The 13,075-nt window shown below is 50.0% G+C and carries 15 protein-coding genes; 11 read left to right on the top strand and 4 right to left on the bottom strand.

The genetic code is table 11. From position 1 onward, the window contains the following. Positions 1-29 precede the first annotated feature (29 nt). From ndhI to AACT35_RS12700, 7 genes are all read left to right on the top strand, one after another. Positions 30-641, top strand: a complete 612-nt coding sequence (ndhI, locus tag AACT35_RS12670) for an NAD(P)H-quinone oxidoreductase subunit I (RefSeq protein WP_099238057.1) — start codon at positions 30-32, stop codon at positions 639-641. 62 nt (positions 642-703) lie between these two features. Beyond that, positions 704-1,321, top strand: coding sequence for an NADH-quinone oxidoreductase subunit J (locus AACT35_RS12675; RefSeq protein ID WP_062433086.1), 618 nt, complete (start codon positions 704-706; stop codon positions 1,319-1,321). A gap of 22 nt (positions 1,322-1,343) precedes the next feature. Beyond that, positions 1,344-1,649: an NADH-quinone oxidoreductase subunit NuoK gene (gene nuoK, locus AACT35_RS12680; protein WP_198158715.1), complete on the top strand. Its 306-nt coding sequence runs from the start codon at positions 1,344-1,346 to the stop codon at positions 1,647-1,649. 250 nt (positions 1,650-1,899) lie between these two features. Then, positions 1,900-3,366, top strand: coding sequence for a hypothetical protein (locus AACT35_RS12685; RefSeq protein WP_062433083.1), 1,467 nt, complete (start codon positions 1,900-1,902; stop codon positions 3,364-3,366). A 166-nt stretch (positions 3,367-3,532) separates the two neighbouring features. Further along, complete coding sequence (locus AACT35_RS12690) at positions 3,533-4,696, top strand: cysteine desulfurase family protein (RefSeq protein WP_099238059.1); 1,164 nt, start codon at positions 3,533-3,535, stop codon at positions 4,694-4,696. A 14-nt stretch (positions 4,697-4,710) separates the two neighbouring features. After that, complete coding sequence (locus AACT35_RS12695) at positions 4,711-5,049, top strand: circadian clock KaiB family protein (protein WP_012306548.1); 339 nt, start codon at positions 4,711-4,713, stop codon at positions 5,047-5,049. A 64-nt stretch (positions 5,050-5,113) separates the two neighbouring features. Then, positions 5,114-5,962, top strand: a complete 849-nt coding sequence (locus AACT35_RS12700) for an ABC transporter permease (protein ID WP_254047952.1) — start codon at positions 5,114-5,116, stop codon at positions 5,960-5,962. Here the strand turns inward: AACT35_RS12700 and AACT35_RS12705 are convergent. Then, positions 5,959-6,834 (bottom strand): lysophospholipid acyltransferase family protein, encoded by an 876-nt coding sequence (locus AACT35_RS12705; RefSeq protein ID WP_099238063.1) that lies wholly within the window; start codon positions 6,832-6,834, stop codon positions 5,959-5,961. The genes AACT35_RS12700 and AACT35_RS12705 overlap by 4 nt on opposite strands. A 69-nt stretch (positions 6,835-6,903) precedes the next feature. On the opposite strand from AACT35_RS12705, the gene AACT35_RS12710 reads away from it, so the two are divergent. The 4 genes from AACT35_RS12710 to AACT35_RS12725 all read left to right on the top strand — a co-directional run bounded on the left by AACT35_RS12710 (position 6,904) and on the right by AACT35_RS12725 (position 10,898). Beyond that, positions 6,904-7,731 (top strand): SDR family oxidoreductase, encoded by an 828-nt coding sequence (locus AACT35_RS12710; protein ID WP_099238065.1) that lies wholly within the window; start codon positions 6,904-6,906, stop codon positions 7,729-7,731. 48 nt (positions 7,732-7,779) lie between these two features. Further along, entirely contained in the window at positions 7,780-8,586 is an 807-nt protein-coding gene (locus AACT35_RS12715; protein WP_030007835.1) for an EI24 domain-containing protein, read from the top strand. Positions 8,587-8,934: 348 nt separating this feature from the next. Next, positions 8,935-9,822 (top strand): beta-carotene hydroxylase, encoded by an 888-nt coding sequence (gene crtR / locus AACT35_RS12720; protein ID WP_099238067.1) that lies wholly within the window; start codon positions 8,935-8,937, stop codon positions 9,820-9,822. 14 nt (positions 9,823-9,836) lie between these two features. Then, the gene (locus AACT35_RS12725) at positions 9,837-10,898 is read left to right on the top strand and encodes an Mrp/NBP35 family ATP-binding protein (RefSeq protein WP_099238069.1); all 1,062 of its coding nucleotides are present in this window, start codon (positions 9,837-9,839) and stop codon (positions 10,896-10,898) included. 109 nt (positions 10,899-11,007) lie between these two features. Here the strand turns inward: AACT35_RS12725 and AACT35_RS12730 are convergent, their stop codons facing one another. The 3 genes from AACT35_RS12730 to AACT35_RS12740 form a co-directional block, all read right to left on the bottom strand. After that, positions 11,008-11,373 (bottom strand): hypothetical protein, encoded by a 366-nt coding sequence (locus tag AACT35_RS12730; RefSeq protein ID WP_065710344.1) that lies wholly within the window; start codon positions 11,371-11,373, stop codon positions 11,008-11,010. 67 nt (positions 11,374-11,440) lie between these two features. Beyond that, complete coding sequence (locus AACT35_RS12735; RefSeq protein ID WP_012306540.1) at positions 11,441-11,884, bottom strand: SufE family protein; 444 nt, start codon at positions 11,882-11,884, stop codon at positions 11,441-11,443. 132 nt (positions 11,885-12,016) lie between these two features. Continuing rightward, on the bottom strand, positions 12,017-13,072 hold the full coding sequence (locus tag AACT35_RS12740) for a hypothetical protein (protein WP_099238071.1): 1,056 nt from the start codon (positions 13,070-13,072) through the stop codon (positions 12,017-12,019). Between the last annotated feature and the right edge of the window lie 3 nt (positions 13,073-13,075).

The raw sequence follows: 13,075 nt of genomic DNA on the forward strand, positions 1-13,075 counted from the left end.
TCTTTGTTGATCTTCTCACCCTATGTCCTATGTTTAAAATCCTCAAACAAGTCGGTGACTATGCCAAGGATGCAGCCCAGGCAGCGAAGTATATTGGCCAGGGTCTCTCGGTAACTTTTGATCACATGCGGCGACGCCCCGTGACAGTGCAATATCCCTACGAGAAGCTGATTCCCTCAGAACGGTTTCGCGGCAGAATTCACTTTGAATTCGATAAATGTATTGCCTGTGAAGTCTGTGTAAGAGTTTGTCCGATCAACCTCCCCGTCGTGGATTGGGAATTTGATAAAAGCATCAAAAAGAAAACTCTCAAGCATTACAGCATCGACTTTGGGGTTTGTATCTTCTGCGGTAACTGTGTCGAATACTGCCCCACCAATTGTCTATCGATGACAGAAGAATATGAGCTGGCCACCTACGATCGCCACGAATTGAACTACGATAATGTGGCCCTGGGTCGTCTGCCCTACAAAGTCACCCAAGATCCAATGGTGACGCCTCTCCGGGAGTTGGCCTACTTGCCCCAAGGTGTCATTGACCCCCATGATCTCCCCCAAGGCAGTCAGCGGGCTGGCGAGCATCCAGAGGATATTCTCGAACGCTTACAGGCCGAAAAGCGACAAGAAACGGCAGATCAATAAAGCCACGATAGACTAAGCAAGATTAGTGCAGGTGTGAATTTAGCAGGAGTTTTAAAAAAACTGTGAATTTAGCAGAAGGTGTTCAAATTGTTTCGTTCGTCATCCTCACGGTGATGATGCTGGGGTCAGCCCTTGGGGTTGTGCTCTTTGAAAATATTGTCTACTCAGCGTTCCTGCTGGGGGGCGTGTTTATCAGTATTTCTGGGTTCTATATTCTGTTAAATGCGGATTTCGTCGCGGCAGCCCAGGTCTTGATTTATGTAGGGGCGATTAATGTTTTGATCTTATTCGCCATCATGTTGGTGAATAAAAAAGAAGACTTCAGTCAGATGCCTGGTCGTCTCCTTCGTCAGGGGGCAACGGCTCTGGTCTGCTTGGGTCTTTTCGCTCTCCTTGGCACGATGGTTTTGGTAACTCCTTGGGAATTGTCAGCAATTTCTCCGGCAGCAGTGGGCAATTCTGTGGTGGCGATCGCCAAACATTTCTTTAGCGATTTCCTCCTGCCTTTTGAACTAGCTTCAGTGCTCCTCCTGATTGCCATGGTGGGCGCGATTATCCTGGCCCGTCGCGATATTATTCCTGAGATTACAACCACAGAAGAAGGGAGTACTGGCCTCCAACTACCAGAGCGTCCCCGGGAGCTCGCTGGCGCAAATAGCCCCAAATCCAAACAAAACTAAGCTTTTCTTGACACCCATGCAAATTCAACTCGAATACATCCTGGTTCTCGCTGCCGCCCTATTTTGCATCGGCATTTACGGTTTAGTGACCAGTCGCAATGCCGTCCGCGTGTTGATGTCCATTGAGCTATTGCTAAACTCCGTCAATCTCAACTTTATGGGCTTCTCTAACTTCCTCGATCCCGGCGAAATCAAAGGACAAGTTTTTACCGTCTTTGTTCTGACTGTTGCTGCTGCCGAAGCCGCCGTGGGTTTAGCGATCATCCTTGCCATTTACCGCAACCGCAACACCATCGATATGGAACAGTTTAATTTGCTGAAATGGTAGCCCTTTAAAAACCAAGCAAAGTTAATAAACTTCATCTTTTTGAGAGGGATCAGTCCACTGGTCTCTCTTTTTTTCTTCACAAAACATAAGGTTATCAAATAATAACAAGATAAACTAAAACTTAAACTTAACTCCCAAAGGATTGAGATAACATTAAGACCACGACAGCACAAACGACCTTGTGGGATTGACCGTAGCGATCTTCAAGCATCGTCCCGTGATTGCGATAAAGATATATAAGGAAAAATACATGGTTTCGACACTTTCTCCTCAAGCAACCCAATTACCCAATATTTGCGGTCAGGAGCAGGAAATTTCAGAGATTGTCAATCATCACGAAAAAATCTTTCTCGATCGGAGTGATCTCAATCTTGATCAAGTCAAGGCTGGGTTTGCCTGTGCCCTTCATATGCACCAACCCACCATTCCCGCCGGAACCGATGGCGCACTCATTTGCAACTTGCAGCACATGATGGAAAATCCCCATGATGGTGATAACCACAATGCCACAGTGTTTGCTTGGTGCTACAGCCGCATGGGAGAGTTTATCCCTGAGCTAGTAGCTGCAGGCTGCAGCCCCCGGATTATGTTGGATTATTCTGGCAACCTGCTCTGGGGTCTACGGCAAATGGGTCGGGAAGATGTCCTCGATAACCTTAAGAAAATCACCACAGATGCCCGTTATCAGCCCTATGTGGAATGGCTAGGGACTATGTGGAGCCATGCGGTAGCCCCTTCGACGCCTATTCCTGATTTAAAATTGCAAATTCAGGCCTGGCAGCATTATTTTGCAGAAATTTTTGGGGTCGAAGCCCTGAAGCGGGTTAAGGGATTTTCGCCCCCAGAAATGCACCTCCCCAATCATCCGGATACGCTATTTGAATACATTAAAGCCCTCAAGGAATGTGGTTACCGTTGGCTCTTGGTGCAAGAACATTCCGTGGAGCGTTTGGACGGTTCTGGTTTACACCATGATGATAAATATCTCCCCAATCGCCTGGTGGTGAAAAATTCCCGGGGCGAAGAAATCAGCATTACGGCACTGATTAAAACCCAGGGGTCTGATACGAAACTGGTGGCCCAGATGCAACCTTATTACGAAGCGAAGAGTCGCGATCGCCAAGAATTAGCAGGTCAATCAGTGCCCTGTTTAGTTTCCCAGATCGCCGATGGGGAAAATGGCGGCGTGATGATGAATGAGTTTCCTGGAGGTTATCTCCCGGCTTGGCATGACATTAAAAATGACGGTAGTGTTGTCGGTTTCAATGGCACAGAATATCTTGAACTCCTAGAAGCGAAGGGTATTACCGAAGCCGATTATCCAGTGTGTCAGGCGGTGGGCCAGGCGAAGATTTGGGCAAGACTAGAGGCCGAAAATCAAGGTGTTACGCCGGAAACTGTCAATCAGGCGATCGCCTATTTAAATGAACATGACCACCAATTCCATGTGGATGGCGCTTCCTGGACAAATGATCTCAGTTGGGTCAAGGGTTATGAAAATGTCCTGGAGCCGATGAACGAACTGAGCGCTAAATTCCACGAAAAATATGACCGCCTCGTGGCCGAAGATCCCAGCGTAACGAAAACAGAAGCTTATCAACGATCTCTGTTGTATTTGCTGTTGGTAGAAACCAGTTGTTTCCGCTATTGGGGCCAGGGCACTTGGACGGACTACGCCCGGAAGCTCTACAGTGATGGGCTTGCAAGTTTGGCTTAGGGTTTGTACTAGAGTGATGTGATGGCGAAACTCTTCTGGTCTTGGACTGGGGGAGTTTTTTCTTGTTGCGACTTTGGCTTATGCTGGGATACTCCCTTGGTCGCACGGGCTGACGGGTTAGCCCGAATTTGCGTATGCTAAGGGAACCATTGAGCGATCGCCCACCATGCAAATTTACCTTGATTACAGCGCAACAACGCCCCCCCATCCCTTGGTGATCCAGCGGGTGCAAAAAGTCTGTGGCCAAACCTGGGGCAATCCCTCAAGCTTACATGGTTGGGGCAATCGAGCCGCTACCCTCCTGGAAATGGCGCGGATGCAAGTGGCGAGCCTCATTGGTGCAGCGAACCCCGATGAAATTATTTTTACGGCGGGGGGTACCGAAGCCGATAACCTGGCAATTTTTGGCATTACAGACCAGTACCGAGAGCCGCAACATTTGATTATCTCCCAGGTGGAACATCCGGCGATCGCCAAGGCCGCAGATTTCCTCGCAACCCAAGGCTGGCAAGTGACACGCCTCGGAGTTAATCGTCGTGGCCAAGTAGATCCTCAGGATCTAGAAAAGGCGATTCAAGCCAACACGGTTTTAATTTCGGTGATCTATGGCCAGAGCGAAGTGGGCACCATTCAACCCATTGCCGAACTGGGGGCGATCGCCAAAAAACATCACATTACCTTTCACACCGACGCAGTTCAGGCCGTGGGACGCATTCCCATTGATCTCCGCCAGCTTCCCGTGGATTTGCTTTCCCTGTCTGGGCACAAGATCTATGGCCTCCAGGGGGCTGGTGCATTGTATGTGCGCGATGGTATTAAACTTCAGCCCCGACTCTACGGCGGCGGCCAAGAGCACAATTTACGTTCCGGCACCCAAAATTTACCCGGCATCGTTGCTTTGGGCATGGCCGCTGAACTCGCCGAGGAAACCATGGCCCAAGAAATTGAACGCTTGAGTCGCCTCCGCAATTTTCTGTTAAACCGAGGGAGCAGTAGCCCACATCTACAAATTACAGGCGATCGCCATGCCCGCTTGCCCCACCATGTCAGTTTTGCCTTGCGCCAAGATTCGTCCCTCCTGGGCCTAACCGGGAAAACCCTCGTGCGCCAAATGAACCTCGCTGGCATTGGTATTAGTGCGGGGTCTGCCTGCCATAGCGGTAAACTCAATCCCAGCATAACCCTAAAGGCGATGGGCTATAGCGATCAAGAGGCTCTCTCTGGGATTCGCTTAACCCTAGGTGCACAAACTCAAATGGAAGATATAGAATGGACGGCGATCGCCCTCGAACAAATTTTGCAGCGACAACCTACCGTGCTTCTGGCATAACCTGACCCAAATACATGGCTTCTGACTTCTCTAAGGATCCCTCCCCGCGGCTAGATCCAAGCCCTCCCATCCACCACAAACAAAATGAATTCTATGTGCTTTATCTCTACGTTGCTGGCAGTAATAGCCATTCCCGCTGGGCGATCAACGAACTAGAAAGCATTTGCAGCGAATATCTGCCCGGACGCCACGAAATCCGGATCATTGATATTTATGAGCACCCCGACCTCGCTGAATCAGAACGGATTGTTGCGACCCCGACTCTGATCAAAAAATTGCCGCCCCCCTTGCGAAAGTTTATCGGCGATTTATCCGATCGAGAAAGTATTCTGATTGGTTTAGATATTTGGTAAAAGCCATGGGGAGAGACCGCCCAACCGCTATACTGACAGACGTTCTGTTTTAATGTGGGCTGTTATGGCAGGGGAAAATCCTGAGGCAAAACTTTCGCGTCGCCTGGCCCTGGTGGGGGTGACGCTTACCGGGCTATTTGTGGCGATCGCCCTCGGCGCACCCTTATTAGAAAATGTCGGCTGGCTGAAAGACCCCCTCGATTCCCTTAGTTTCCCGATCCATAGTCCCCCCAGTTGGCGCCATTGGTTTGGCACCAGTCGCCAGGGTTACGATGTTTTGTCCCGCACCCTCTTTGGTACCCAGGCAGCCCTCAAGGTAGTGCTGCTAGCCACGAGTCTCAGTTTAATGATCGGCGTTCCCCTGGGGATGGTGAGTGGGTATTTTGGTGGCAAGGTAGACCGGGTGCTGCTCTTTTTAATGGATACGATCTATACCCTACCGGGATTGCTGTTGTCCGTTACCCTTGCTTTTGTGGTGGGCAAAGGAGTGATTAACGCGGCGATCGCCTTGAGTATTTCCTATGTGCCCCAATATTTTCGTCTTGTCCGCAACCGCACCACCAGCGCCAAAACAGAACTGTTTATCGAAGCAGCCCAGGCCATGGGGGCAACGCCGAGGCGAATTTTGTCGAAATATTTGTTTCTCAATGTAATCCAGAGTGTACCGGTACTGTTTACCCTCAATGCCGCCGATGCGATTTTAATCCTGGGGGGATTGGGCTTTTTGGGTTTAGGTTTGCCCGATGGCACGCCGGAATGGGGCCATGATTTGCGCCTCGCCCTCGATGCTTTGCCGACGGGGATTTGGTGGACGGCGCTATTTCCGGGGCTGACCATGACCCTGATGGTGATGGGTTTATCTTTGCTAGGGGAAGGCTTAAACACCTGGCTAAATCCTGCGAACCGCCGCTAGGGACAACTTTTAGGGCGAGATTCGACCTCAGCGATTAATTGGTCTAATTCCCGCTGCATTTCCCCTAAAACCCGCTGATAGCAGGCTTCAACATAGGGGCGATCGCCCGCCGCGGCCCGGCCATATTTTTCAAAGCGAATTGGTGGACAGACCCGTGTGTACATTTTTGTGGGTAAGGGAAAGTTGGGTAGGGGGCCAAAGGCGACGCCCCAGGGTAAACCAAGATAAATAGGAAAGACTTCTGGGTCGATGTTAAATAGCCACGGCAGGTTAAACGCTTTTAAAAATTCTTTAAGGGGTTCGTAGATATCTTCAATGACGAAAATGCTGTCGTGGGCACCCCAGGAAATCAGTGGCACAATGGGCACCCCCTGGCGCAGGGCCAGTTTAATAAATCCCCGCCGCTCGGCAAAATAAATCTGATTTCTTTGGGCATGGGGCCGGAAGACATCTTGGCCACCTCCGGGATAGACAAGGACATTGGCCCCGGATTTCAAAGCGGCGATCGCCATTTTCGGGTGGGCTTGCACTGCTCCCGTTTTGACCGCAATTTTCGCTAATTCTGGGAAAGCAAGCCAAATATTACGATGCATCAGGCCATAGGTAGGCCTTTCAACTCCATACCGCTGAAACCAGTCATACATCATCATCCACATATCCGGCGCCGCAAGGCCGCCATTATGGGAACCAACCCCTAACACCGGCTCAGCCGTCGGCAAATTTTCCCAGCCGCTCGTTTCTACCCGAAAATAAAATTTGTAGAGCCACTCCCAGAGGGGCAGCAAACGCCGGATAGTTTCTGGGTCGCGCCCTTCTAAAGACCAGCCATCCAAAGGCGGATCCAGGGGCGGAAATGGCGGAAAAAGGGGCATAATAGCGACAAAACAAGACTTTACAATGCTTAAAATTATGGCACGGTTTGTTAAGGAGGAATTCCCTTGGTGAAAATTGCAATTATTGGCTGTGGCTATGTGGGCCAGGCGATCGCCAAGCAGTGGACAACGGCGGGTCATCAAGTGACCGTGACAACAACGACCCCCGAAAAAGTCTCCCAGTTACAAGGCATAGCCCACCAGGTGAAAGTCCTCAGCGGCGATCAACCCGAAGCCCTCCAGGAGCTTTGTGAAGGCCAAGATGTCATTCTTTTGGCCGTGGGTTCAAAGGGGCGCACCGAAGCAAATTATCGGCAGGCTTATCTCAAAACGGCCCATAACCTCGCCCAGACCCTCACCCATAACGACACCGTTAAACAGGTGATCTATACCAGCAGCTACGCCATCGTCGGCAATCACCACGGTGCTTGGGTTGATGAAAAGACCCCCGACAAACCACCCCATATTTTTGCAGAAATTCTTTTGGCAACGGAACAAACCCTAAAGGCGATCGCCACCGATGCACGTCAGGTTTGCATTCTCCGTTTGGGGGGAATCTATGGTGAAGGGCGGGAAATTAAGAAAATTTTCCAGCGGGCCATGGGGCAGGTGCGACCTGGTGACGGCAGCGAATATGGTAACTGGATTCATTTAGCAGACATTGTGGCAGCGATCGAGTTTGCCCAGATCCATAATCTGAGCGGTTTATTCAATCTGGTTTGTGATGAACCACTGCCCCGGCGAGAATTACTCTCTCGTTTGGCCGAAAAATATGCCCTGGCCCCAGTACGTTGGGATGCGAGTCAACCCTCTGATCGCCCCTTAAATGTGCGTGTATCTAACCAAAAATTAAAAAATTTAGGGTTTACATTCCGCCATCCGACCATTGAAGTTTAGATTGAAAGACAGAGCATTACGACCCAAGCTAGAGTTGACCCGAAAAATATGCCCATTGACTTCATTCGGGGGGCCAGTTACCCATTCCGCGCCGCGAGATTTTTTTCCCGTCACCCGAAGCTTCTCCAATATTTAGCGATTCCCCTTGGCGTTAATGTCGTGCTGGGGGGATTGCTCTATACTTTTTCTTTGCGCTGGGCGTGGCGGACGGCGGGGGCTGGCTACACTTGGATTAGCACCAGTCTGATTGGTTTAATTGATCGCTTGCCTGCCTGGTTGCAGTGGTTAGATTACGGCGCAAATTTTCTGGGAGGGTTGTTAGGCCTGATTTTCATTGCGGCAGTGTTTATTGCTGTGGGACTGCTGCTGGTGCAGTTTGGCGTTATTCTTGGTGCCCCTTGGTATGGCCAACTCTCAGAACAGATTGAAAAACTCCGCACCAGTCGCCTGGAAATCATTGAAGTGGGTATTCTCCGCGACATTGGCCGCGCCATTCTCTTTGAACTAAAAAAATTAGCCTTGGTTTTGGCGATCGCCCCCTTGTTGTTTGGGATCAACTTTTTGCCGGGGATTGGTAGCGTACTGTCCTCCCTGGGAGGCTTGGCGGTGACTTTAACGATCATTTGCCTTGATTTTTTTGATGCCACCCTCGAAAGAAGGCGCTTTACATTTCGTCAAAAGTTGCGACAAGTTTACCGGGCCTTGCCGGGTAGTGCGGGGTTTGGGCTGGTTTGTCTAGGGTTGATCAGTTTGCCTTTTCTCAATCTCGTGACAATTCCCCTCTGCGTTGCCTCTGGCACTTTGTTTGTGTGTGATCGCCTGTTGCCAAAGCTAAATCCCCCAGCCAGCGATTAGGAACCGAGAACAGGATACTCTCTTAAACTCTTCCCAATGCAGGAAAACCGATTGTTTATCAATCACGCCACGGAACATTAATCCTCTTAATTGTCAAACTCCACGAGGCGATCGCCACGGAAGAAGACGATAAACTTCAGAAAGTAACCGTGGACTTGGTATTTTACAAACGCAGCGAAGCAGCAAATGGTTAGCTTGAAATTAGCCTAGAAACGTTGAATTACAAGCATTTTTTGTTTTTTTCTAAACAGTGTTTATGGCACATCAAGGTTTATGAATTAGCCTTAAGTATTGTAAACTACCCAAGGATTAACCAAATTTCACAGACATCGAGGAGAACAGGAGCTTATGACGGCGGCGGCAGCGTCATCATTGGTAATGTCAAGGGAGTATTTGCGTCCCCCTGGTGGGATGAACCCCAATGTGTGGATGGTCATCATCGCAGTAGGATTGATCGCCACCTCCGTGGGAGGCTATTGGTTTTGGGGTTGGTATGACTGGATTTGCTTCCTAGAAAATGTTTTAGCGCTGCACCTTGCGGGAACGGTGATCCACGATGCGTCCCACCGTGCCGCCCATAGCAACCGTGCGGTCAATACCATTTTGGGCCATGCCAGTGCCCTAATGCTGGGATTTGCTTTTCCGGTCTTTACTCGAGTCCATCTCCAGCACCACGCCCATGTCAATGATCCTGAAAATGATCCGGATCATTTCGTTTCGACTGGCGGCCCCCTTTGGATGATTGCAGCCCGTTTTTTCTACCACGAAATCTTTTTCTTTAAGCGTCGTCTGTGGAAAAATTACGAGTTACTGGAGTGGTTCCTTAGCCGTGCTTTTTTAGGGGTCATTGTCTACCTGGGCATCCAGTATGGCTTTATTGGCTACATCATGAATTTTTGGTTTGTCCCGGCCCTGGTGGTTGGTATTGCCCTGGGTTTGTTCTTTGATTATTTGCCCCATCGTCCCTTTGAAGAACGCGATCGCTGGAAAAATGCCAGGGTTTATCCGAGCAAGCTCCTCAATATTTTGATCCTTGGGCAAAATTACCACCTAGTCCATCACCTGTGGCCCTCGATTCCTTGGTATAAGTATCAACCCGCCTATTACTACATCAAGCCCCTGTTAGATCAAAAAGGTTCTCCCCAATCATTAGGACTGCTCCAGGGAAAAGATTTTCTCAGTTTCCTCTACGATATTTTTGTGGGCATTCGCCTGCACCACAAACCCAAATCCTAAATTTTCCTGAAGTTATGGCTGATACCCAAGCAATTCTGGCTGCCCTCCGTCCCGTTCAAGATCCTGAGCTTCAAAAAAGCCTGGTGGATCTCAATATGATCCGCAATGTTTCTGTGGAGAATGGTACGGTGAAATTCACTCTGGTGCTCACAACGCCCGCTTGCCCCCTCAAGGAATTTATCGTCGAGGAGTGCAAAAATGCTGTGCTGCCTTTACCTGGGGTAAACGCTGTGGATGTGGAAGTCACCGCCGAAACGCCTCAACAGAAAGCACTGCCCAACCAACAGGGCATTGATAACGTCAAAAATATCATTGCCATCTCCAGCGGCAAGGGGGGCGTTGGTAAAAGTAGCGTTGCGGTGAATGTGGCGATCGCCCTGGCCCAAACTGGCGCAGAAGTCGGCCTCTTGGATGCAGATATCTACGGGCCAAATGTGCCGAACATGATGGGCATTGGCGAAGTCGAAATCAAGGTCGATAAAACAGGTGGCCAAGATATTCTCCAGCCAGAATTTAACCATGGGGTCAAACTCGTTTCCATGGCGTTCCTGATTGACCCAGACCAACCAGTGATTTGGCGAGGGCCGATGCTCAACGGGATCATTCGTCAGTTTCTCTACCAGGTGAACTGGGGCGAACTGGACTATCTCATCGTTGATATGCCCCCTGGTACGGGTGATGCCCAACTAACGATGGCCCAGGCGGTGCCCATGGCCGGTGCTGTCATTGTCACCACCCCCCAAACCGTTTCTCTCCTAGACTCGCGCCGGGGCCTCAAGATGTTCCAGCAAATGGGAGTGAATGTGCTGGGAATTGTTGAAAATATGAGCTACTTTATCCCGCCGGATCTGCCAGATCGCCAATATGACCTGTTTGGCTCTGGGGGCGGCGAAAAAACCGCGAACGAATTGGATGTGCCTCTCCTCGGCTGCATTCCCTTAGAAATTGCGCTCCGGGAAGGGGGCGATACTGGTACACCGATTGTGGTCGCCCAACCAGAATCTGCTTCGGCTAAGGCTCTGGTCTCCATCGCTAAGGCGATCGCCGCGAAAGTTTCTGTGGCGGCCCTCGCTTAAATTGAACCCTTAAATCCAACTGATCGGCATAAAAAAGGGGGCGTTAGCCCCCAGCTTTTTAGTGAATATTCTGAAAATCACCGTCGAAAATCGCAATAGTTCTTAACCCTTAGCGATTCATTTTCTTCGCCATGTTACGGAACATGTCCATGCTGCTATCGACCTTCAGGTTAGGACGAGGTGCTGCCGGGGTGATGGGAGTGCTGGCGGTTTCAGAAGAAGCCTTTGTTGCTTCCGTTGCCTGGGATACAGCTTGTTGATTTTTGTTCAATTTACGGGCGATCTCCGAGGAGACTTGAGTCACGATTGTCGCGCCCTCTTGACCTTTAACCTTCGGGAAAGTCCGCTTAATGGTTACGGATTTCTTCATCAATTCAGTATCACCAAGGGTCTGGGCTTCTTCAAAGTCGAGGAAGTAATCACCCTTAGGAGCTTCGTTCTTTTTCTTGCCGCCAAATAAGCCAAAAAGTGCCATAGGATTTAAATTTTCTTTTTTTAACAAACAACATTACTTGTTGTAAATGATATCAAAATTTTCTCATTTATGAGTTGGAACTCGCTTCTAACCCCACTTCAAAGCCCCTTGCTTTTTTTTGCATCATTTTAAAAATGTTGTAAAAACCGTTAGCCCTAGACGGCGTTAGGCTCACATTCAATCCCGTTTCTGCGATGAAGTCTGGGGTGACCGCCAGGATCTCGGCAGGCGATAAACCATTTAAACCTGTAATCAGTAGGCCCACTAATCCTTTCACGAGCTGGGCGTCAGAATCCCCGTGGTAGGTCACTTTGCCCGCTTCGTAGTCTGCTGTGATAAAGACCTGGGAAACGCAACCATGGACTTTATTGTTGGCGTTTTTCTCACTGTCGGCCATGGGTTCGAGCTTGTTGGCGTACCACAAAAGCTGTTGATATTTTTGTTTGGGATCTGTTTTTCGCTTAAACCGACTGACGATCTTTTCGAGGTTTGCAGGTAACGTTCTAGGCATAATCACTTAAAAATAAACGTCGATAAAATTTGCAACTTCTATTGTTAAATATTGTGACAAAAAAAGATTGGCGATCGCCACTGGGTCAATCACCAACGGGGTCTTAGGGAGACCCAATATTTAGGACAGCAATTAGTTCCGTAAAAAGGCTGGTAGATCCACCACTGCCGCAGACATCGGCCGCTTCTGGCTCCGGGGACTGTTGAGGGTCGGCGCTGGCCAGTTGTGGTTGGTTTCTGCTTTGGCCGGGGTGCCCATGGGCGCACTGACCCGTCGTTTTGTCACCGGGGGGGTAATCCGTAGGGCGGCTTTTAGGCTCATGGTGGACTTCAGGATTGAAGCGGCCCCGGCGGATTCTTCCATTTCTTCAATTTCTTCTTCGAGGGCCGCTAACTGACGATCTAGGTCAGCTTCGGTATTCGGATCTGCTTTAGCGATCGCCGGCCTTGTTGGCTCGGTTGCCGCTGTTTCCGGCTCAGACCAGGGTTGAATATTCGACGCCTTGGGCATGGAGGCTTCCCCGGTCGCCAAATCGTTTTCGACGGGAATATCCGCGCATTCATCCAGGGCTGATTTGTACTGCAGGGTGTAGCGTTGTTGCCGCTGGAGTCGCACCTGGAGATCCTTAATTTCCTGTTCGGCGGCGAATAGTTTTTGCTGCTGCTCGTTATAGGCTTCCTGGAGGAGGGCACATTCGCGCTCGATTTTCGCCAACTGAGTTTGGCTGGTTTGGAATTTGTATTCTAATTCTGCGAGCATCTCTTGGTATTGGCGGGCATTTTGTTTGGCTTGTTCGAGTTCTTGCCCCAACTGACTGAGCTGTTGCTGGCTCGTATTCAGTTCGTCACTCTGCTGGGTAATAAGACTGTCGGCGCTGCGGGAACGGATAATGTGTGCCTGGAGTTTTTCTTGGGATTCGGCCAAGGCTTCTTCGAGTTGAACGACGGTTTTGACCAGTTCGCGGTTGTGCTGCCTTAGTTTGTGGGCAATAACATAGCCATCGGCGTTGGGATTCGGTTTCGGAATCGTCGGGCTAGGACTCACAGACTCTGGTTGTTGTTTTTCAGAATGACCCGGATCTACGGCACTGGTCGCTTCGGTCTCGGGGGCCTGGGGCGGAGACTGATTGAGGTTCGCTTCGGTCTCGGGGGGCGTGGGCTCTGGCGAGGGGAAGTTAAAGTTGCTCATAGT

The sequence above is a fragment of the Synechococcus sp. BDU 130192 genome, from assembly GCF_963876085.1.
Lineage (GTDB): Bacteria > Cyanobacteriota > Cyanobacteriia > Cyanobacteriales > MRBY01 > MRBY01.

Coding starts and splice junctions, on each gene's coding strand:
- AACT35_RS12700 (WP_254047952.1), top strand. CDS start 5,114: ATGGCAGGGGAAAATCCTGAGGCAAAACTTTCGCGTCGCCTGGCCCTG.
- AACT35_RS12695 (WP_012306548.1), top strand. CDS start 4,711: ATGGCTTCTGACTTCTCTAAGGATCCCTCCCCGCGGCTAGATCCAAGC.
- AACT35_RS12725 (WP_099238069.1), top strand. CDS start 9,837: ATGGCTGATACCCAAGCAATTCTGGCTGCCCTCCGTCCCGTTCAAGAT.
- AACT35_RS12740 (WP_099238071.1), bottom strand. CDS start 13,072: ATGAGCAACTTTAACTTCCCCTCGCCAGAGCCCACGCCCCCCGAGACC.
- AACT35_RS12735 (WP_012306540.1), bottom strand. CDS start 11,884: ATGCCTAGAACGTTACCTGCAAACCTCGAAAAGATCGTCAGTCGGTTT.
- AACT35_RS12685 (WP_062433083.1), top strand. CDS start 1,900: ATGGTTTCGACACTTTCTCCTCAAGCAACCCAATTACCCAATATTTGC.
- crtR (WP_099238067.1), top strand. CDS start 8,935: ATGACGGCGGCGGCAGCGTCATCATTGGTAATGTCAAGGGAGTATTTG.
- AACT35_RS12730 (WP_065710344.1), bottom strand. CDS start 11,373: ATGGCACTTTTTGGCTTATTTGGCGGCAAGAAAAAGAACGAAGCTCCT.
- AACT35_RS12690 (WP_099238059.1), top strand. CDS start 3,533: ATGCAAATTTACCTTGATTACAGCGCAACAACGCCCCCCCATCCCTTG.
- AACT35_RS12705 (WP_099238063.1), bottom strand. CDS start 6,834: ATGCCCCTTTTTCCGCCATTTCCGCCCCTGGATCCGCCTTTGGATGGC.
- AACT35_RS12715 (WP_030007835.1), top strand. CDS start 7,780: ATGCCCATTGACTTCATTCGGGGGGCCAGTTACCCATTCCGCGCCGCG.
- ndhI (WP_099238057.1), top strand. CDS start 30: ATGTTTAAAATCCTCAAACAAGTCGGTGACTATGCCAAGGATGCAGCC.